The organism is Photobacterium aquae (genome assembly GCF_001029445.1).
Classification (GTDB): Bacteria; Pseudomonadota; Gammaproteobacteria; order Enterobacterales; family Vibrionaceae; genus Photobacterium; species Photobacterium aquae.
Genome location: NZ_LDOT01000004.1, coordinates 35,156 through 54,754 on the forward strand (window position 1 = coordinate 35,156; position 19,599 = coordinate 54,754).

19 protein-coding genes are annotated in these 19,599 nt (G+C 54.5%); 7 read left to right on the top strand and 12 right to left on the bottom strand.

Going from position 1 to position 19,599, the window contains the following annotated elements; translation table 11 throughout:
- Positions 1-88 precede the first annotated feature (88 nt).
- The 4 genes from glnL (at position 89) to ABT56_RS24570 (ending at position 4,121) form a co-directional block, all read left to right on the top strand.
- Entirely contained in the window at positions 89-1,138 is a 1,050-nt protein-coding gene (gene glnL / locus ABT56_RS04185; protein ID WP_420835117.1) for a nitrogen regulation protein NR(II), read from the top strand.
- A 50-nt stretch (positions 1,139-1,188) separates the two neighbouring features.
- Positions 1,189-2,604, top strand: coding sequence for a nitrogen regulation protein NR(I) (gene glnG / locus ABT56_RS04190; protein WP_047877617.1), 1,416 nt, complete (start codon positions 1,189-1,191; stop codon positions 2,602-2,604).
- Positions 2,605-2,771: 167 nt separating this feature from the next.
- Positions 2,772-3,773, top strand: coding sequence for an adenosine deaminase (add, locus tag ABT56_RS04195; protein ID WP_047877618.1), 1,002 nt, complete (start codon positions 2,772-2,774; stop codon positions 3,771-3,773).
- Between the two features lie 219 nt (positions 3,774-3,992).
- A complete protein-coding gene (locus ABT56_RS24570) occupies positions 3,993-4,121 on the top strand; it encodes a hypothetical protein (RefSeq protein WP_276203177.1) in 129 nt (42 codons plus the stop codon).
- Positions 4,122-4,188: 67 nt separating this feature from the next.
- Here the strand turns inward: ABT56_RS24570 and hemN are convergent, their stop codons facing one another.
- From hemN to ABT56_RS04225, 5 genes are all read right to left on the bottom strand, one after another.
- Positions 4,189-5,562 carry an oxygen-independent coproporphyrinogen III oxidase gene (hemN, locus tag ABT56_RS04200; RefSeq protein WP_047877619.1) on the bottom strand — a complete coding sequence of 458 codons (1,374 nt, stop codon included), beginning with the start codon at positions 5,560-5,562 and terminating at the stop codon, positions 4,189-4,191.
- A 140-nt stretch (positions 5,563-5,702) separates the two neighbouring features.
- Entirely contained in the window at positions 5,703-6,182 is a 480-nt protein-coding gene (locus tag ABT56_RS04205; protein WP_047877620.1) for a DUF2489 domain-containing protein, read from the bottom strand.
- Between the two features lie 12 nt (positions 6,183-6,194).
- On the bottom strand, positions 6,195-6,731 hold the full coding sequence (gene yihI, locus ABT56_RS04210; protein ID WP_047877621.1) for a Der GTPase-activating protein YihI: 537 nt from the start codon (positions 6,729-6,731) through the stop codon (positions 6,195-6,197).
- Positions 6,731-7,372 carry a class I SAM-dependent methyltransferase gene (locus tag ABT56_RS04215; RefSeq protein ID WP_047877622.1) on the bottom strand — a complete coding sequence of 214 codons (642 nt, stop codon included), beginning with the start codon at positions 7,370-7,372 and terminating at the stop codon, positions 6,731-6,733. Before ABT56_RS04215 ends, yihI begins: the two co-directional genes overlap by 1 nt.
- 787 nt (positions 7,373-8,159) lie before the next feature.
- Positions 8,160-8,777, bottom strand: a complete 618-nt coding sequence (locus ABT56_RS04225) for a c-type cytochrome (protein WP_047877670.1) — start codon at positions 8,775-8,777, stop codon at positions 8,160-8,162.
- A gap of 157 nt (positions 8,778-8,934) precedes the next feature.
- On the opposite strand from ABT56_RS04225, the gene yihA reads away from it, so the two are divergent.
- Complete coding sequence (gene yihA / locus ABT56_RS04230; RefSeq protein ID WP_047877624.1) at positions 8,935-9,597, top strand: ribosome biogenesis GTP-binding protein YihA/YsxC; 663 nt, start codon at positions 8,935-8,937, stop codon at positions 9,595-9,597.
- 48 nt (positions 9,598-9,645) lie between these two features.
- Here yihA and ABT56_RS23840 read toward each other — a convergent pair whose 3' ends face one another.
- From ABT56_RS23840 to polA, 3 genes are all read right to left on the bottom strand, one after another.
- Positions 9,646-9,948, bottom strand: coding sequence for a hypothetical protein (locus ABT56_RS23840; RefSeq protein ID WP_157037775.1), 303 nt, complete (start codon positions 9,946-9,948; stop codon positions 9,646-9,648).
- A gap of 386 nt (positions 9,949-10,334) precedes the next feature.
- On the bottom strand, positions 10,335-10,382 hold the full coding sequence (spfP, locus tag ABT56_RS24695) for a small protein SpfP (protein WP_438616993.1): 48 nt from the start codon (positions 10,380-10,382) through the stop codon (positions 10,335-10,337).
- Positions 10,383-10,573: 191 nt separating this feature from the next.
- The gene (polA, locus tag ABT56_RS04235; protein WP_047877625.1) at positions 10,574-13,363 is read right to left on the bottom strand and encodes a DNA polymerase I; all 2,790 of its coding nucleotides are present in this window, start codon (positions 13,361-13,363) and stop codon (positions 10,574-10,576) included.
- 321 nt (positions 13,364-13,684) lie between these two features.
- Between polA and elbB the strand changes: the two genes are divergently transcribed.
- On the top strand, positions 13,685-14,335 hold the full coding sequence (gene elbB / locus ABT56_RS04240) for an isoprenoid biosynthesis glyoxalase ElbB (protein WP_047877626.1): 651 nt from the start codon (positions 13,685-13,687) through the stop codon (positions 14,333-14,335).
- 254 nt (positions 14,336-14,589) lie between these two features.
- On the opposite strand, the gene ABT56_RS04250 is transcribed toward elbB, so the two are convergent.
- From ABT56_RS04250 to recQ, 4 genes are all read right to left on the bottom strand, one after another.
- Positions 14,590-15,039, bottom strand: coding sequence for a GNAT family N-acetyltransferase (locus ABT56_RS04250; protein ID WP_047877628.1), 450 nt, complete (start codon positions 15,037-15,039; stop codon positions 14,590-14,592).
- 121 nt (positions 15,040-15,160) lie between these two features.
- Positions 15,161-15,844, bottom strand: a complete 684-nt coding sequence (locus ABT56_RS04255) for a 7-cyano-7-deazaguanine/7-aminomethyl-7-deazaguanine transporter (RefSeq protein ID WP_047877629.1) — start codon at positions 15,842-15,844, stop codon at positions 15,161-15,163.
- A gap of 133 nt (positions 15,845-15,977) precedes the next feature.
- Complete coding sequence (locus tag ABT56_RS04260) at positions 15,978-16,334, bottom strand: DUF3630 family protein (RefSeq protein ID WP_240478249.1); 357 nt, start codon at positions 16,332-16,334, stop codon at positions 15,978-15,980.
- A gap of 237 nt (positions 16,335-16,571) precedes the next feature.
- On the bottom strand, positions 16,572-18,416 hold the full coding sequence (recQ, locus tag ABT56_RS04265) for an ATP-dependent DNA helicase RecQ (protein ID WP_047877630.1): 1,845 nt from the start codon (positions 18,414-18,416) through the stop codon (positions 16,572-16,574).
- 238 nt (positions 18,417-18,654) lie between these two features.
- Between recQ and rarD the strand changes: the two genes are divergently transcribed.
- Positions 18,655-19,560 carry an EamA family transporter RarD gene (rarD, locus tag ABT56_RS04270; protein WP_047877631.1) on the top strand — a complete coding sequence of 302 codons (906 nt, stop codon included), beginning with the start codon at positions 18,655-18,657 and terminating at the stop codon, positions 19,558-19,560.
- Positions 19,561-19,599: the final 39 nt, after the last annotated feature.

Sequence of the window (19,599 nt, forward strand, 5' to 3'; positions counted from 1 at the left end):
AGGCAGACAGGCTACACTTGATTGCACCAAGTTGGTGCACTTCCAGTTCACTGCACCATGATGAACTGCCAAGACAAGGATGGTAATTGTGACCGATGCATTCTCACCGCTGATTTTGGACAATCTGGTTACGGCCGTGGTCTTGCTCGACGAAGGGTTGGCGATCCGCTACGTTAACCCGGCAGCGGAGCAACTGCTCTCATTTAGCAAGCGTCGGCTCAACGATACCCACTTTCCCGACCTTCTCCAGCACAGCTCGATAGACCTCGGGCTGATCCAGCAAACACTGCAAAGCGGACAGGGGTTGGCCGACAGCGACGTCACACTGGTGATCGACGGCCGCCACCATATTCTGGAACTCAGTGCCAGTCCCCTGTCATACCAGCGCGAATTGCTGATCCTGCTCGAGCTCAAGCCCATCGACCAGCAACGCCGGATCAGTCAGGAATTGAGCCAACATGCCCAACAGCAAGCTGCCAAGGAACTGGTTCGCGGCCTTGCCCACGAGATAAAAAACCCGCTTGGCGGACTGCGCGGAGCAGCCCAATTGCTGGAAAAAACCCTGCCCGACCCGAGCTACCACGAATATACCCAGATGATCATCGAACAAGCCGATCGGCTGCGTAATCTGGTCGATCGCCTACTTGGCCCGCAGCGCCCCGGCAGCCGCTGCGAAAGCAATATTCACCTGGTGATGGAAAAGGTCCGCCAGCTAGTCAATCTCGATAGCGGCCCGCACATCAAGCTCCACCGCGACTATGATCCCAGCCTGCCTGACTTCACGATGGATCCGGACCAGCTCGAACAGGCCATCCTCAATATCGTCAGCAACGCGGCACAGGCCCTTGAAGCACACGGCGGCGGCAACATCACCCTCAAGACCCGTACAGCACACCAGACCATGATCCACGGTCGGCGCTTCAGGGTGGCGGCGAAAATTGACATTATCGACGATGGCCCCGGGATCCCGAGTGATATCCAAGACACCCTGTTCTACCCCATGGTGACAGGGCGCGAGGGCGGGACCGGACTCGGGTTGTCTATCGCCCAGAACCTGATCGATCAACACCAAGGCAAAATCGAAGTGATCAGCTGGCCGGGACACACCCAATTCACCTTGTATCTACCGATAAAATAACAATACGTTCAGTGCCGCTGCCAAGCGGCCAGCTAGCAAGAGGATTCCCTATGAGCAAAGGACTTATCTGGGTTGTTGATGATGACAGCTCTATCCGCTGGGTACTGGAAAAAACCCTGACCGCAGCCGGTTTGAAATGCGATACCTTTGCCAACGCCGACAGCGTACTGGAGGCGCTGGAACGTAGCGTGCCCGACGTCTTGGTCTCAGATATCCGGATGCCGGGCACCGATGGCCTGGCTCTGCTGCGCAACCTCCAGACCGGCTATCCAACTCTGCCCGTCATCATCATGACCGCCCATTCCGATCTCGATGCCGCCGTCAACGCCTATCAGGAAGGTGCTTTCGAGTACCTGCCAAAGCCATTCGATATCGACGAGGCCGTCAGTCTGGTCGAGCGTGCTGTGACCCACAGCCAAGAGCAGAAGAGGCAGCAACAGCCTGAAGAGCTGGCCCCCAATGCGCCGGAAATCATCGGTGAGGCCCCGGCCATGCAAGAGGTCTTCCGCGCCATCGGTCGGCTGTCGCGATCATCGATTTCGGTCCTGATCAACGGCGAGTCGGGGACAGGCAAGGAGCTGGTCGCCCACGCCCTCCACCGCCACAGCCCACGCAGCCACAAGGAATTTATCGCCCTCAACATGGCCGCCATCCCCAAGGATCTGATCGAATCCGAGCTGTTCGGCCATGAAAAGGGCGCGTTCACGGGGGCCAACAATGTTCGTCAAGGGCGCTTCGAGCAAGCCAACGGCGGGACCCTGTTCCTCGACGAGATCGGCGATATGCCGCTCGATATCCAAACCCGCTTGCTCCGAGTGTTGGCCGACGGCCAGTTTTACCGGGTTGGCGGCCACGCCCCGGTTCAAGTCGATGTGCGGATCATCGCCGCCACCCACCAGAACCTCGAACGGCTTGTGGCAAACGGGGACTTCCGCGAAGATCTGTTCCACCGCCTCAATGTCATCCGGGTCCACCTACCGGCCCTCAAAGACCGCCGGCAGGACATCCCCCAGCTCACCCGCCACTTCCTTCAACGGGCAGCTGACGAACTAGGGGTTGAGATGAAAAGCCTCCACCCAGACAGCGAAGAAGTCCTAAGCCAACTCGACTGGCCGGGCAATGTCCGCCAGCTGGAAAACACCTGCCGCTGGCTGACGGTGATGGCCAGCGGCAAGGAAATCCTACCCGCCGACCTGCCAGCAGAATTGCTGTCCCCGTCGGATACCGACAGAAACGAGCAGGGCGAGGGCCACTGGCACGACGCACTCGAGAAATGGGCTCGTGACAACCTCAAGCAGGGAAACCAAAACCTGCTCAGCGAAGCCCTGCCCGAGTTCGAGAAAGTGCTTCTCGAGGCGGCCCTCGATTTCACCCACGGCCATAAGCAAGAAGCCGCCCGCCTACTCGGCTGGGGCCGCAATACCCTGACCCGCAAGCTAAAAGAGCTCAATATCAGCGCCAACTGACTTTCCCCGCCCCTTGCCCTGCAAGGGGCGGCCCCAAGGATCAACAGAATTGGTAAGCATCAACAGAGTTTCTTTCCGCATCGACAATAAGCCCGCTTATCTATAATGATTGTCACACATGACTTGCGTATACTGATGCACCAGTTTTACATGGGATACCGATAATTATGATTACCAAGCAGCTTCCTTTAACTGATCTCCACCGTCACCTTGATGGCAACATCCGCATCCAGACCATCCTTGAACTTGGCCAGCAATTCGGCATGGCACTACCAGGCCATGATCTGGAGTCGCTCCGTCCTCATGTCCAAATCGTAGAAGCAGAGCCTAGCTTGGTAGCCTTCCTCTCCAAGCTGGACTGGGGCGTCGCGGTCCTTGGTGATCTGGAAGCCTGCCGACGCGTCGCCTACGAAAACGTCGAAGATGCCCTCAATGCCCAAATCGACTATGCCGAGCTCCGTTTCTCACCCTACTACATGGCGATGAAACACAACCTGCCTGTGGCCGGCGTAGTGGAAGCAGTTGTCGATGGTGTTCGGGCTGGTTGCCGTGATTTCGGTATCCAAGCCAACCTGATCGGGATCATGAGCCGCACCTTCGGCACCAGCGCATGCCAGCAAGAGCTTGATGCCCTGATGAGCCAAAAAGACCATCTGGTTGCCATCGACCTCGCCGGCGACGAGCTGGGACAGCCGGGCGATCAGTTCGTCTCCCACTTCAAACAGGTACGCGATGCGGGCCTGAGAGTCACCGTCCATGCCGGTGAGGCGGCGGGCCCAGAGAGCATGTGGCAGGCCATCCGCGATCTGGGTGCCGTGCGTATCGGCCACGGCGTCAAAGCCATTCACGATCCGAAACTGATGGACTACCTGGCCGAGCACAAAATCGGCATCGAGTCATGCTTGACCTCGAATATCCAGACCAGCACCGTAGAATCTTTCGCGGCCCACCCGATCAAGCAATTCCTCGACCACGGTATCCTCGCCTGCCTCAACACCGATGACCCAGCGGTAGAAGGCATCGAGCTACCACACGAATACAATGTCGCCGCACCGCAAGTCGGCCTGTCCCAGGCGCAAATCCGCCAGGCACAGATCAACGGCCTTGAGCTCGCCTTCCTGTCCGATGCGGACAAGCTGGCATTGAAAGAAAAAGCAGCCAAGCGCTAATCGTCAAACAGGCTCCATCACGGAGCCTGTTTTCTTTTTCTCGTTGTCTCATTATTAATAATTCCACACAAAATGCTCACTTTTTGAGCTGACCCCATTCCCTCATCGGGACTTTTGCGTAAAATACCCCCCGGTTCTCAGGCTTGCCTGCAGATCACGCGGAATTGCCACCGGCAACCCGCCCGAACACCAACCAAACACAACTGTGGGTACCCCACCATGCTGGAAAGTCTATTTTCTTTCAGCGTGGCAATGCCTGCTGTCAGCGAGCTCGCCGCCAACGGCCCGGGCCATTTCGCTGCCGGCATCCTGGCGCTGATTGCCGCGGTGAATATGTTCAACGGCTAAGCCGAAAAACAAAAAGCCCCGTACCTTGCGATACGGGGCTTTTGTCTATCTCGCCGAGACAGAGCGCTTAGATCACGCGCGAGAACTGCTGCTGGCGTGCTCGATCGCGCAGGTACTTGTCGAAGCACATGCAAATATTGCGGATCAGCAAACGTCCCTTGAGCTCAACCTCAATGTGGGTGTCGCCAACAGTCACTAACTGATCATCAATAAAGGTCTTGAGCAACGTCAGGTCTTCGGCAAAATAGGCATCGAAGTCGACCCCGAAGCGCTGCTCTATCTCGCCTTTGTCGAGACGGAAATTACAGATTAGCTCTTTGATCACCTCACGGCGCAGCATGTCATCGTCATCAAGGCCAACCCCTTTCCACAACGCATGCTGGTCTGCTTCCACCGCAGCATAATATTTCTTCAGCTCTTTCTGGTTCTGGGCATAGCAGTTGCCGATCATTGAAATGGCCGATACGCCAAAGCCCAGCAGGTCACAATCACCCTGAGTGGTGTAGCCCTGGAAGTTGCGGTGCAATATGCCATTGCGCTGGGCCACGGCCAATTCGTCATCAGGCAGGGCGAAGTGATCCATCCCGATAAACTGGTAACCCGCGCCAGTCAGAGTCGCGATGGTGTCTTGCAAAATAGCCAGCTTCTCCTTGGCCTGAGGCAAGTCTTCGTCTTTCAGCTTGCGCTGGGCGGCAAACAACGTTGGCATGTGGGCATAGTTGAACACCGATAGCCGGCCCGGGCGCATAGTCAGCACCTCAGCCAGAGTCTCGGCAAAACCAGCCTGAGTCTGCTTTGGCAGGCCATAGATCAAATCAAGGTTGGTCGAGCGGAAGCCGAGCTCGCGCGCGCGCTCCACCATCGCAAAGATAAACGCCTCATCCTGCTCGCGGTTAACCAGACGCTGGACTTCCTTGTTGAAGTCCTGAACCCCGATACTCAGGCGGTTGAAACCCTCGCTGCGCAGGTGATCCAACATATCCAGTTCAATTTCTCGCGGGTCGACTTCGATGCTGATCTCGGCATCGGCGGTAAACGCAAAATGGCTGCGCAACACATCCATCAGGCGGCTGACCTGCGGCTTGGTCAGAAACGTCGGCGTACCGCCGCCCCAGTGCAGCTGACTCACCTCGCGGCCACCCAGCTTCTCGGCTCGCTGGCGGATTTCCTGCTCCAGCACATCAAGGTACTGATCAGCCTTGTGCTGATGGCGGGTGATGATTTTATTGCAACCGCAGTAATAGCAAAGCTTGTGGCAGAACGGGATGTGGACATACAGCGACAGTTTGCGATCCGGATACTGCGCACAAGCCATATCAAATTCGGCAGGCGTGAAAGCCTCATGAAATTCAAGGGCGGTAGGGTATGAAGTATAACGCGGGCCAGAATAATTATATTTTTCGATGATGGCCTGATCCCAAATTATCTGCTCATTTGACATGACTTACTTCCACTTGACAGGGGGAATTGTGATCCACCAAGTGTGCCATAACTTGGTAAAGATGTAGATAAGAGAAACAAAAGAAAGCCCCCTTGCCAGGCTTACCTGACAAGAGGGCTTCTAATAGTAGGCAACTTAATTCAAGCTACCTGAGGCTTGGTTTCCAGGATACGCGCCAGATCGGCCTTAATTGTCTCGTTGAGACGGGCTTCGGCCTTCATCCTGATCAGATCCAATTTCATCCGCTCCTGCTTGGCCAGCGTTGAGCGGGCTTCGCCTCGGGGCATGTCTTGCACCACCAGGTACAATTCATGCAGAGCCGGATAACAGCTCGCAGCATCTATCTGGCTCTCACCCTGCAGCACCTCCATCAGTTTGCACAGGCGAATGGCCGCCTCGGACAAATCGCATTGTCCTTGCAAAGCCGCCTCTGCGATGGTGTATACGCTTTCCATAATATTGGCATTTCGCTGGCGGATCCCCTCAGCCTGGCGCTGCTGGGCCTGCGCCATAAAAGCGACATGGCGTCGGTGCTGTTGGTATAACTTAACCAGCAAATACACGGCATAGGCAGCCAATGGCACCACTATCAAGGCGGCCAGTCCTAGCCATAGCGTCATATCCTGCAAGGCTTACTCCTTGTCGAAATCGTCAAAAGCCATGTTTTCGAACTGATCAAGCAAGTCTTCATCGCTGCGCGGGGCTGTCGATTTAGGCTCGGCAACAGCTGGCGCCTCATCAAGCAAGCCAAGCTGCTTCATCAGCTGCTCGATACGGTCAAGCTTCTGGTCAACCTGCTTCTGCAGACCGGCACCCAGCTTCTCACCCGCATCGATACGGTCCAGCAGCACCATCAACTGCGCGTCATTTTCCAGCATCGCCAGTTCCTGCTCGGCGTTGAGGCGGCGCTCCTGCTTGGTCAGCGGCTTCTTAGGCTCGACGATTAGCGGGATTGGCTTCTTGCTGCCAATGCGCGGGTCTTTCTTCTGACCACCTGAACGTACCTGCTCAATTTCGCTTGCCGAATGGCGGCTGCCCGACTTCAGTCCTTTGCGCTTGCGGTCTTTCTTGCGCTGCAAGCCATCGCGGTCAATCTGGTTACGGGTCTTGTCTGTGTAAACCGCTGGACCTTCTGATCCCGGCTTACGGCTTCTTTTCTTACGTGTCATTACTGGGTTTTCCTCAGCAAAATTACATCATTACCCACAAACTCAACCTCCAAACCATCTCGCTCGGCTAGAAACTTGAATGTGTCGCGGCTAAAAAAGCTCACGTGGGTCGGGTCATTCTTATAATGCCATCGCGAGAAGGCATCGGCATCAGTTGCCAGCTTGGTCATCAATCCCAGCCAACCGCCGGGTTTCACCATACCAAGCAGCAGCCCCCATTCCTTGGCTGGCGTGTAAAAGTGCTCAATGGCCTCGGTGCAGGTCACGAAGTCGTACTGCGTTGCCAGCACGGCAGGCTCCGGGGCAAAATACGGGTCGTAAATTGCCATGTCGTGGCCTTGCTCGAAAAACATCAGCGACAGGGTCGGGCCGGGCCCGCTGCCAAAATCTAGGCCATTTAGCTTGCTCCTTCCCAGCCGCTCCTGCAGCGGGTCGGCCAACCGGCTCAGAAAACGCCGGTATCCGGCATCTTCCGGGTTGTTCTCATGCAAATCATAGTGCGCTTTTTCGTCTTCTGGCGACAGCCTGGCTGCCGGATCGGCAAAAACCAAGGCACAGTGGCCACAGCGAAAATACTGGCGACGCTTGTCTTGATGAAATAGGCCAGCCCCCTGGCTATGGCAAAGCGGGCAAGTTTGCATTTCGGCTCCAATTCTATTGCAGACCGGGTGACGGCAGCACCGTGGAATATGATCAAGCCGGGTATCATAGCAGATTTGCTGGAGAAGTGTGCACTACATCTCTAGGGCTGCCCCAGCGAGATACGAAGAAGAGAAAAAGAAAAAAGCGACAGGCACAGCCTGTCGCTTGATGGTTCGCCATCATCGGCGTTATCCGGATTTGGTCGGTCCTTAACCAGCTATAACATCCCGGTCAGACAAATCCTGTCATTGTTATCGCCTTCCGTGCCAACTCGTTGTTCTTCATCATCCTGATGAATTTTGGTAATCCCTGTTTCCTGTCTGTCAGGCGGTCCTGCCCCGCCTGTATGCCCGATCCCTCAGAGCCTCCTGGCAATCCTGAGCATCGTGCTCGCTTACGGCCAGCCTGGCCGAACATCCTGTGCTCCTTTGGGCTGCCTGCCCTGCCGTCACTGGCGCAATCCTGTCCCTGCCGCCCCTTCCTTCGGCGACATCGACTACTTTACCGGATCGCCCTGACGAAACAATGCATCGCAAACCACCAACTTTCGGTAAGTTTATTTCAAACACCATAAGCCACTGTTGGATAAGGGAACTATCAGCCATCCCCCCCGCAACAATATCAACAATGCCCCTCTATATATAGCCAATCTCTTACAACCCAGTCAGCTATCGAGGATGACACCAAAGCAAGATGTTGCCGACTTTCAAAACACTATCCCTGAAAAACAAAAAGGCAGCCAATGGCCGCCTCTTTTAACTCTCATGACGCAGTAGCACTGCCTTATTAGTGCAAGCCGCCGACGTACTGGGACAGGGCTGTGATCTCATCATCACTGAGTTTGGTAGCCACCGCACGCATCATTGCGTTCATGTCGTTGCCGCGATCGCTGCTGCGGAACTTCTCTAACTGGAGTTTGACGTACTCGGCATTCTGGCCCGATATCTTGGGGAAGCCTGACAGGCTGGTTCCATTACCACGAGGACCATGACAGGCCGTACACGCGGTTATCCCACGCTCTGCATCGCCGAACCGGTACAACGCCAGCGCAACATCGACCGAAGACTCAGGGGTTGTGTTATCGGAGATCGGCAATGAGGCATAGTAAGCGGCCAAATCAGCCATATCCTGCTCGGTCAATGGCATAACCATGCCACCCATCACGGGATCATTACGGCCCTGCTTGCCACCTGTGGTCATAGCAAGTTTAAAGTCCTTAAGCTGCTTCTCCAGATAACCTGCGTGCTGACCCGCTATTTTCGGGTATTGCGCCATAATTCCGTTACCATCTGCCCCGTGACAGGCGGCACAAGTCGCGGCTTTCACTTTACCGGCTTCGGCGTCTCCCTGGGCCCAGGCTGAGCAACTGGCCAGCAGAGTCAATATGAGTGCTAATTTCTTCATGACATTCCGTTTATAATTATAGAGCTTCCAGTACCACAAGTAATGCTCGGCAACATGGTATACAATCGCCCACTTGCCCAGCACGCTGTTTGTTTATTTTACACAATTTCACAAAAAAGTAATCAGTCTACTACATCAAGACTTGACGGAGTTAACAGTGAATCAACCTCTCAACTATAGAAACACCAAATTCATCACAAGTGCACCTTCGATCCGACAGCTACCGACGGATGCAGGCGTTGAGATTGCATTTGCTGGTCGCTCCAATGCAGGTAAGTCAAGTGCACTGAACCGCATCACCGACCAGAAAAGCCTAGCTCGTACCTCTAAAACGCCTGGCCGAACACAATTGATCAACATGTTTGAAGTTGTTCCGGGTTGTAACCTGATCGATCTACCGGGTTACGGCTACGCTCAGGTTCCGCTGGAAATGAAATTGAAATGGCAGGCGGCTCTTGGTGAGTACCTGCAAAAACGCGAATGCTTGCAAGGCCTTGTGGTACTGATGGATATCCGCCACCCACTTAAAGATCTCGACCAGCAGATGATTATGTGGGCCATTGAAAGCCGCCTTCCGGTACTGGTTTTGCTAACCAAAGCCGACAAACTTAAGAGCGGAGCCCGCAAGCAGCAGCTATTGAAAGTCCGCGAAAGTGTGAAAGCCTTCGGGGGCGATATTCAGGTTGAGGCGTTCTCTTCACTCAAGGGCATCGGCGTCGACCAAGTTCGCCGCAAGCTTGATAGCTGGTTTGCCCCGGAGCTTGAGCGCCAGATGGCATTGCTCGCCGAGGACGAAGATGAGATGGGTGACGAAGAATAATCCACTCCACTCTTTCTAGATAAAAAAAGCTCCCTCTGGGAGCTTTTTTTATCTTCGCCTGCGCGAGATTACCCCACCAGTACGGCGGCATAAAAATACCCCGCCATCCAGGCGGGGTAATGGGAGAGAAATAGGAGTTTTTTTTATTTTTGTCCGGCAAGCATCAAGTATTTCTCGGGGCAACGCAAGTTTTTTATCCAGTTTTTGTGCTTTTTTGCAGCAGCTTGGATGCTTAGCACACCTACATTTCAATGCGATAACATCTACTTTTAGACACTTCACCACAAAAATGCCACCAAGTTGTTTTATAAAGAAAAATAACATCTCTAAATTTAGAGATGTTGTTGTCATATCTGGAATAAAATTACATTTTGCTGAATAGCGAGATAAAAAAAAGCCACCCAAAATAAGTGGGTGGCTATTTCATGGATTTGTTGGCCGGCGACGCAAAGTCCCCACCCAAAAACAAATATGAACAAGAAGCAGCATTATTATACCTGCCCCCCTATTTAAATTAAAGTAAATACTCTAATTTCAAGCCGTCATTATCAGCAGCTAAAAATCGTTTGTTTTTTCGACAAAAAACCATGGAAATGGTGTCATTATCGACCCAATACAAACAAAATGAGGCAATGGAGGGGAAAAAAGATCACTAACAGGGGAAGGGATATATCAGGGGGGAACGTTTGCAGGGCCCAAATAAAAAACGCCCTGACCAAATGGTCAGGGCGGCTGAATCAGCCAAATCCAATAACGTGAAACAAAAGGTCTGAAAGATAGAACATCTTACCTCTGTACCCTACGCAGATAACTGTATATCAATTGCTCAGTGTTGAAAAGTACTTTTCGTAGTTTTTTTTCATTAAGTCGTAACTTATTTCTAAGTTCCGTAACTTATTGATGCTTTATTTTTCATAAAAAAATAGCCAGCTTTCGCTGGCCATTTTACTTACCTGTAACTTAATGCATTGATTTATCAGTGTGCCTGATCCCAGTTATCACCAATACCAGCATCAGCAATCAACGGAACGGCTAATTCGGCAGCCGCTTCCATCAGGCGTCTGATCTCGGCAGATACGTTGTCTACATCCGCTTCCTGTACTTCAAATACAAGTTCATCGTGTACCTGCATTAACAAACGCACGCGGCCTTCCGGCTGCTGGCCAATCCACTGGTCAACAAGCAGCATCGCTTTCTTGATAATGTCCGCAGCCGTCCCTTGCATCGGGGCATTGATCGCAGCACGTTCGGCGGCTTTGCGACGCATACCATTACGCGATTGGATTTCAGGCAAGTGCAGGCGACGACCGAAGATAGTCTCGACGAACCCCTGCTCTGACGCTGCAGTACGAGTGTCCTCCATATACTGCATCACACCCGGGTAGCGTTCAAAGTAGACATTCATGTAGTCCTGCGCCTCACCGCGCGGGATACCAAGCTGCTTCGCCAAGCCAAATGCACTCATACCGTAAATCAGGCCGAAGTTCACCGCCTTCGCACGGCGGCGCTGCTCACTTGATACCTGATCAATCGCAATACCCATGATTTCCGCAGCCGTTGCCGCGTGGATGTCTTTACCTTCTCGGAACGCATCAAGCAGCGCCTGGTCACCAGATAGGTGGGCCATAATACGCAGTTCAATCTGCGAGTAGTCGACAGCCAGGATCTTGTAGCCGTCCGGCGCGACAAATGCCTGACGGATACGGCGGCCTTCTTCGTTGCGCACCGGAATATTCTGCAAGTTAGGATCCGTTGACGACAAACGGCCAGTCGCTGTCACCGCTTGGTGGTAAGACGTATGCACGCGGCCCGTAGCTGGGTTGATCATCTTCGGTAGCTTATCGGTGTACGTCGATTTCAACTTCGCCAAGCCGCGGTATTCCAAAATCAGCTTGGGTAGCGGGTAATCCAGCGCCAACTCTTGCAGCACCTCTTCGTTGGTCGAAGGTGTACCCGACGGCGTCTTCTTGATAACAGGCAGCCCCATTTTCTCAAACAAAATCGCCTGCAGCTGCTTGGGTGAGTTCATGTTGAACTCTTGCTCCGCAATCTCGTACGCTTTCTTCTCCAACTCTTCAAGGCGGGCAGCAATTTCTACCGACTGTGCGCTCAGCTTCATTTCATCAATCAGCACACCAGTACGCTCAATGCGAGACAGTACAGGCACCAACGGCATCTCGATCTCTTCGTATACCGCCTTGAGCTTTTCGTCATGCTCGATGTTGGCAAACAGGCGGTTGTGCAGGCGCAGCGTCACATCTGCATCTTCCGCGGCGTAAGGCGAGGCTTGCTCGAGATCGATCTGGTTGAATGTCAGCTGGTTCTTGCCTTTGCCGGCGATCTGCTCGAACGAGATACAGCTATGCTGAAGGAAACGCAGTGCCAAGCTGTCCATGTCATGCTTGCCGCCTACGCTGTTGTAGACATAGGACGCCAACATGGTGTCATGCTTGATCCCCTTCATTTCAATCCCATAACGCGCAAGAACCGATGCATCGTACTTGAGGTTCTGGCCAACTTTCGCCTGAGCCTCATCTTCAAGGATCGGTTTGAGCTGCTCGAGAACCCAGCTGCGGTCCAGCTGCTGCGGGGCATCCAGATAATCGTGGGCAACCGGCACATAGGCAGCAACGCCTTCCTCGGTCGCGAACGACAGGCCGACTAAATTCGCCACCATGTAGTCCAGGCTGTCGGTCTCGGTATCAAACGCAAACAGATCGGCGGCCTTGAGCTTATCCAACCAAGTATTGAAAGAGGCTTCATCAAGAATGGTCTCATACTGGCTGCGGTCGATGTTGACAGCCGATGTGTCCATGTTCGATTGCACCGCCGATGTGGCGCGCGCTGCACCGGCTGATTCATCAGCCTCCACGACACCAGTACCGCCATCAAGCAGCTCGTTCAACCAAGCCTTGAACGTCAGCTGGCCATATAGCTTGATCAGCTCGTCTTTGCTTGGCTCTGCTTTCAGCAGAGATTCCGGCGTCTCTTCCAGCTCAACATCCAGCTTGATGGTCGCGAGTTCGTAAGACAGCATGGCATTATCTTTGTTGTCGACAAGCTTCTTCGCCATGGTTTTCGAACCACGGAAGCCAAGCGCGGCAATGTCATCAAGGTTTTCGTACAGCTTGGTTAGGCCACCAATACCTTGTAGCAGCGCCGTGGCCGTTTTGTCACCCACACCCGGTACGCCCGGGATGTTATCGACCTTATCGCCCATCAACGCCAGGTAGTCGATAATCAGCTCAGGTGGGATACCAAATTTCTCAATGACCCCTTCGCGCCCCATCACCACATTGGTCATGGTGTTGATCAGCGTAATGTTGTCATCCACCAGCTGCGCCATATCTTTATCACCCGTACTGATCAATACAGGCATACCCTTTTGCGACGCCTGATAAGCCAGCGTACCGATAACGTCATCCGCCTCTACACCCGGTACGCAAATAAGCGGTAGGCCCATCGCCCGGATCACGTTATGCAATGGCTCTATTTGGCAACGGAGATCGTCCGGCATTGGCGGGCGATTCGCTTTGTATTCCGGGTACATATCGTCACGGAAGGTTTTACCCTTAGCATCGAAAACCACAGCAATACGATCAGAAGCAAACTGGCGCATCATACTGCGCAACATGTTCACAACCCCATAAACTGCGTTGGTCGGGATTTCACCGTTACTCATCGTACCTGGGTAAGCATGAAAAGCGCGATATAGATAAGAAGAGCCATCGATCAGGATCAACGGATTTTCAGGAATACTTGCCATAATAATAATCTTATTCAGGGAGGTAAGAGTCAGAGCCTTAGAATGCCATGACTCCCAGCAACTGTTAACCGCTGTTTTCCAAGACATCGCCCCACCCTGTGGATAAGTTTGTTAGTATTTGAAATGTTTTCTTTGATCAAAATCTTGATAACTTTTTGATTTTAAAAATAAACACACTCAAATCAACAACTTAAGCAAAGCCAGATCGATGGATCTTTGATCCTAAAATGATCATTAATTGTGGAAAACGTTAACAGAATTCTCTTTACTGGCAAAAAATCGGTGTAAGATTAGCCAAACCTGACCATAAAGGAAGCCATTATGAAGAAAATTGCGGTCATTTTGAGCGGGGCTGGTGTATTTGACGGTGCCGAGATCCACGAAGCCGTGCTCAGCTTGTACGCTATCGAGCGACACGGGGCGAGCTGGCACTGTTTTGCTCCAAACATGGATCAACACCATGTGATCAACCATATTACGGGCGAGGAAATGCCGGAAACGCGCAATGTCCTGATCGAGGCAGCGCGGATCGCCCGCGGCAATATCCAAGACATCTGCGATCTCAATCCTCTCGATTTCGATGCCCTGCTGCTGCCGGGGGGATTCGGCGTCGCCAAAAACCTGTCGGACTTTGCCTTTGCGGCAGCTGACTGCACCATTCACCCGGAAGTAAAGCGGGTGTGCCAGCAATTTGCCGAAGCCGAAAAACCAGCCGCCTACCTGTGCATAGCCCCCGCCCTGATCCCGAAGATCTACGGTCCCGGTGCCCAGGGTACGATCGGCACGGATCCTGAGACCGCACATGCATTCAACCAGATGGGCGGAGAACATATCGAGTGCCCGGTCCACGATTTCGTGCTGGATCAAAAACGCCGGATCCTCACCACCCCGGCCTACATGCTGGCAGGCAGCCTCAGCGAAGCCGCAACCGGCATTGACAAACTGGTTGCCGAACTGGTGAAAATTGCCTGAGCCATGACTATGGCCCAAAAAAGAAAAAGCGGCGCTACTTTCGGCATCAAGCCGGATGTAGCTGCCGCTCAGCAGAATTGGTTGTTATTTTTAGCCCTACACCAAAAACAAACCCTAGCTGAAGTACACTGGAAGCAATGTGAGCAATGTCGTGCCTTCAAACGAAGCGAGCCTTTGGCTGTCTCGCCTCGCTGAGTGCAAGTTAATAATAACCATTCTCATTTGAGATGCAAGCATTTTATTGAGAATTCTTCTCAGTTAATAATTTCACCACTCACTAGCTGCTTGGCAAAATGCAGGCGGTAGTCCAACATCCCTTCTTTTTTGTCCATATCTTCAATCAGATAACCATTCCTTAGCAGCAACCTCAGCATTGCAGGGAAGCGGTTTCTCGACTTGACCCGAATGGCACTATAACCCTGTTCTCTTGCCCACTCCTCCTGGGCCTCCAGCAAGGCCTGTGCAACCCCCCGGCCACGACCTCTTGGCGCGACCCCACCGAGCCAGCTGTAGAAAACCTGTTCCGACAGGGCATAGCCAATCTTGACCCCGACAAGTTCGCCTTCCTGCTCGGCCACCAGCACCAGAGCCCTGCGACCATCCAGCCGCAGGGCCACTGCCGCATGGTCTGCCGGTTTGGCAAACTCGCTGATCTTGGCCAGCACGGCCACCGCCTCGTCTATCGTCGCTTCGCGGATCATCATTGTGCGTTCCTCCTGATATTCGCCATCCCCGAATAAGCAAAAGGCCAGCAACTGCTGGCCCCTCGGTCCGGATTGATTCCCCATTATCGGGCCAAATGCCCCGCCGTCAAAGCGATAGACGCTATACCTCGGCTGTACTGCCAGCTATCGCCCCTTCTTTCGGCGCGAGTGTTGTCAACCGCTTGATCAGGTAGTTGAGCAGCACACCGTACATCGGTACAAACAAACCCAGGCTGATCAGAAGTTTGAATCCATAATCCACGAAGGCAATTTCCACCCAGTTGGCCGCCATGAACGGATCCGGGCTGTTGTAGAACGCGATCGAGAAAAATGCCAACGTATCGAGCGCATTACCAAACAGCGTCGAGCAAGTCGGAGCCACCCACCACTGCTTAGTCTGACGCAGGCGGTTGAACACCGACACATCCATAATCTGGCCCAACAAATAAGCCATGAAGCTGGCAATCGAGATCCGCGCAACAAACAGGTTGAAGTCACCCAGATGCGACAAGCCCTGGTATTCTCCCTGATAGAAAAGGACTGACAAGGCGTAAGAAATCGCCAGTGCCGGTACCATGACCCGCAGGATGATCCGCCGCGCCATAGACGCTCCGAAAATCCGCACAGTCAGATCCGTAGCAAGGAAAATAAACGGGAAAGTGAAGGCACCCCAGGTCGTATGGAAGCCAAAGACCGTGAAGGGCAGTTGCACCAGGTAGTTACTGGAAGCGATGATCAATAGGTGGAAGGCCACCAGAAATGAAAGGGCTTTGCGCTGCTGCGCAGATGAAAAATGAGTCGTCATGTAGAGACCTTTTTGTCATTGGGGGAGAGGGAACCCAAAACACCACCAAGCCTCATCGGCATCAGCGGCAACCGAAGGCGGCGATTATACAGCAACCCAAGGCATTGACCAGAGGAGAACGCAAAGTAACCGATTACACGATTATCGGCAGTTGCTGGGCCAAAAAAGCCATTACCGGCGTCGACTCCGCATCGAGCCCTTCCAGCCAGATCTGGCCGCTGTAATGCTCCGCCTTGAGCAGCATCTTGCAGCCCTCGAAGTCTACCAGCCATACATGCAGATCGGCATTGGCCTCTTGCTCGAGCACCTTCAGCTCCCAGCGCTCCAACAGCGGGGCGACTACAGCAGCGAAGGTGTCAAAGTCCCAGCCGTGCACGTCCAGCTCCAGCACAGGGACAGCCAAATCCAAGCGACGGCACTCAAACCGTATCCTGTCTTTGCCTTCCATGTCCTTTGCGAATAGCTTTTCCATCAACTTTCCTGTAACCAATTGTTTCTATGCGTATCAAGCAATAACAATGGGCTAGCCAAAACGAGTCACCCATGATTTTATAGAGTGGCTGTACTGCAAACCGATCTGGTGAGTATTACAGCCGGTGAATTTAACATTCTCACCAAATACGCAAGCTGTTTTGTAGCGGATAAACCCATGCCGGCCATTTGGCCCGCCGGGGCAACGCATTTGTGCCGGGCGCGGATTGCCCGGTATTTTTTTATCAGAACCGCGCTAGTAACCGACCGCTTCGCCCATCGTCAGGTGCTCCTCGATCAGCACCATGAAGGCCGCCCCGTACTTTTCCAATTTCCGCTGACCAACCCCGTTGACAGCCAGCATCTCGCCCGCAGACGTCGGCAGCCGCTCAGCCATCTCCATCAAACTGACATCGTTGAAGACCACATACGGCGGCAGGTTTTCCTCATCGGCAATCGCCTTGCGCAACTTGCGCAGCTTGGCAAACAGCTTCTTGTCGTACTGGCGGCTGGCAAACTTGTCGCTCTTGCTGCTTCTGGCTGCCGTGTCCAAGCGCGGCACGGCCAATTCCAGCCCGATCTCGCCGCGCAGCACCGCCCGTGCCTTTTCGGTCAACTGGAGCGTCGAACTGCGCAACATATTCTGGACCAAAAAACCACGGTGGATAAGCTGACGCAAAATGCTGACCCAGAACTCATGGCTGTGCTCACGACCGATCCCATAGGTCGAGAGCTGGTCATGGCCATATTCGCGGATCCGCTGGTTCTGCATCCCGCGCAGCACTTCAACCACATGGTTGATACCGAAGCCCTGATTAACACGGTAGACACATGACAATGCCTTCTGCGCCACTTCGAGCGCATCAAAACGCTTGGGCGGGTCAAGGCAGATATCACAGTTGCCGCAGGGGGTCTCGCGTGCCTCGCCAAAGTAGTTGAGCAAGACTTGGCGGCGGCAGGTCTGGGCTTCCGCAAATGCCCCCATCGCATTGAGCTTGTGGCTCTCTACTCGTTTCTGCTCCCCCTCCTCCTTCTCGTCGAGACAGCGGCGCAACCAGGCCAGATCCGACGGGTCGTAGAACATAACCGCCTCGGCAGGCAGGCCGTCACGCCCGGCTCGCCCGGTTTCCTGATAGTAGGATTCGATATTACGAGGGATATCATAATGAACCACAAACCGTACATTGGGTTTGTTGATGCCCATCCCGAACGCGACCGTGGCCACCACAATCTGGACATCATCACGCTGGAACGCCTCCTGCACCCACGCCCGCTCGTCACTCGCCATCCCGGCATGGTAAGCCGCCACCCGGGTTCCGCCGGAGGCCAGCTTCTCGGCCACCTGCTCGACCCGCTTGCGGCTGTTGCAGTAGATAATGCCGCACTGGCCGCGCATATCCGCCACACAACGAGCCAGCTGCGCCATCGGCTTGTACTTTTCCTGCAGGGTATAACGGATATTCGGGCGATCGAAACTGCCGAGATAGACATGGGGCTCGGACAGGGCAAGGCGGGTTAGGATATCTTGGCGAGTAGTGTCGTCGGCGGTCGCCGTCAGCGCCATCACCGGCACCCCGGACAACTGCTGGCGCACCGATCCTAAGGCCGCATACTCAGGACGGAAGTCATGCCCCCATTGCGAAATACAGTGGGCCTCATCGACGGCGAGCAGGCTGATCGGCAATGCCGCGACCCGGTCGATGAAATCGCGGCTCATCATCCGCTCCGGCGACACGTAGACCAGCTTCAATCGCCCCTCGGCCATCGCCAGGAAGGTTTCTTCCTGCTCCTCCCGGGGCATCGTCGAATTGAGGCAGGCCGCCGCGACCCCGTTGGCCTCGAGCTGGTCAACCTGATCCTTCATCAGGGAGATCAGAGGCGAGACCACCAACGCCGTGCCCTCGCGGAGCAGCGCCGGGATCTGGTAGCACAACGACTTGCCGCCGCCCGTCGGCATGATCACCAAGCAGTCCCCGCCAGCCACGGCTGTTTCAATCACCGCCTGCTGGCCGATACGGAACGCCTCGTAGCCGAAAACGTCTTCAAGGATGGTCTGGCTGGTCGCCTGGGGGACAGGTTGGCAGGCAAGGCTGGCTGACATATCTCGCGGTTCCTGTGTCGCATCCCCGCCGAACGCAGAGACTGTTAAAGGCTGGCTATTCTATACCAATGTCCAAGCCGTTGGGAATGCCGCCCGCTCCCCCCTCGGGGACGGCCACCTCCCTGCACCGCCGAGCAAAAGTCCATAGTATTGGTTTTGTATGCGATTTATACTGGCCCTGCATAGGCGACGCATAATTATCTGTCGCAAACCTTTACCTCGGAATGATCAGGCACTCATGGACGAACAAAACCAAGAAACCCAGCGCGGCGTGATCCTCGCCCTCGCCGCCTATACCATGTGGGGCATCGCCCCGATCTACTTCAAGGCTCTGCAACATGTCAGCGCCCCCGAAATTCTCAGCCACCGGGTGATCTGGTCGGTACTCTTCCTCGCCATCCTGCTGCAAGCCAGCCGGGGCTGGGGCAAAGTCCGCCACGTCCTCTCGCGGCCACGCACCCTGCTGCTCCTAGCGGCCACAGCCACCCTCATCGGCGGCAACTGGTTGATCTTCATCTGGGCCGTCAATAACAACTTCATGCTCAATGCCAGCCTCGGCTATTACATCAACCCACTGCTCAACGTCCTGCTCGGGATGCTTTTCCTCGGCGAGCGGCTACGCCCGCTCCAGTGGGTGGCAGTGATGCTGGCCGTGGCAGGCGTCGCCGTCCAGCTGATCCAATTCGGCTCGCTGCCGTGGATCGCCCTCGCACTGGCCAGCAGCTTCGGTTTCTACGGCCTGCTGCGCAAGAAAATCAACCTCGACGCCCAGACCGGCCTGTTCATGGAAACCTGCCTCCTGTTGCCGATAGCGACCATCTACGTCCTGTGGATAGCCGACAGCCCGACCGCAGACTGGGGCCACAACCCGCTATCGACCAACCTGCTGCTGGTCGCCGCCGGTATCGTGACCACCCTGCCGCTCCTGTGCTTCACCGGGGCGGCCACCAAGCTCAAACTCTCGACCCTGGGGTTCTTCCAGTACATCGGGCCGAGCCTGATGTTCATACTGGCTATTGCCCTCTACGGCGAAAGCCTCACCGCTGATAAGGTATATACCTTCGGCTTCATCTGGGCCGCACTGGTACTGTTCAGCATCGATGGCCTCAGGAGCCGCCGTACCAAGATCACCCACTCGACCTGACACAGACACCGCCGCCGGCCATAACGCCGGCAGCACCCA

Coding starts and splice junctions, on each gene's coding strand:
- polA (WP_047877625.1), bottom strand. CDS start 13,363: ATGGCAAGTATTCCTGAAAATCCGTTGATCCTGATCGATGGCTCTTCT.
- add (WP_047877618.1), top strand. CDS start 2,772: ATGATTACCAAGCAGCTTCCTTTAACTGATCTCCACCGTCACCTTGAT.
- ABT56_RS04250 (WP_047877628.1), bottom strand. CDS start 15,039: ATGATGATCCGCGAAGCGACGATAGACGAGGCGGTGGCCGTGCTGGCC.
- ABT56_RS04215 (WP_047877622.1), bottom strand. CDS start 7,372: ATGCAAACTTGCCCGCTTTGCCATAGCCAGGGGGCTGGCCTATTTCAT.
- yihI (WP_047877621.1), bottom strand. CDS start 6,731: ATGACACGTAAGAAAAGAAGCCGTAAGCCGGGATCAGAAGGTCCAGCG.
- rarD (WP_047877631.1), top strand. CDS start 18,655: ATGGACGAACAAAACCAAGAAACCCAGCGCGGCGTGATCCTCGCCCTC.
- ABT56_RS24570 (WP_276203177.1), top strand. CDS start 3,993: ATGCTGGAAAGTCTATTTTCTTTCAGCGTGGCAATGCCTGCTGTCAGC.
- recQ (WP_047877630.1), bottom strand. CDS start 18,416: ATGTCAGCCAGCCTTGCCTGCCAACCTGTCCCCCAGGCGACCAGCCAG.
- ABT56_RS23840 (WP_157037775.1), bottom strand. CDS start 9,948: ATGACAACAACATCTCTAAATTTAGAGATGTTATTTTTCTTTATAAAA.
- elbB (WP_047877626.1), top strand. CDS start 13,685: ATGAAGAAAATTGCGGTCATTTTGAGCGGGGCTGGTGTATTTGACGGT.
- ABT56_RS04205 (WP_047877620.1), bottom strand. CDS start 6,182: ATGACGCTATGGCTAGGACTGGCCGCCTTGATAGTGGTGCCATTGGCT.
- hemN (WP_047877619.1), bottom strand. CDS start 5,562: ATGTCAAATGAGCAGATAATTTGGGATCAGGCCATCATCGAAAAATAT.
- ABT56_RS04225 (WP_047877670.1), bottom strand. CDS start 8,777: ATGAAGAAATTAGCACTCATATTGACTCTGCTGGCCAGTTGCTCAGCC.
- glnG (WP_047877617.1), top strand. CDS start 1,189: ATGAGCAAAGGACTTATCTGGGTTGTTGATGATGACAGCTCTATCCGC.
- ABT56_RS04255 (WP_047877629.1), bottom strand. CDS start 15,844: ATGACGACTCATTTTTCATCTGCGCAGCAGCGCAAAGCCCTTTCATTT.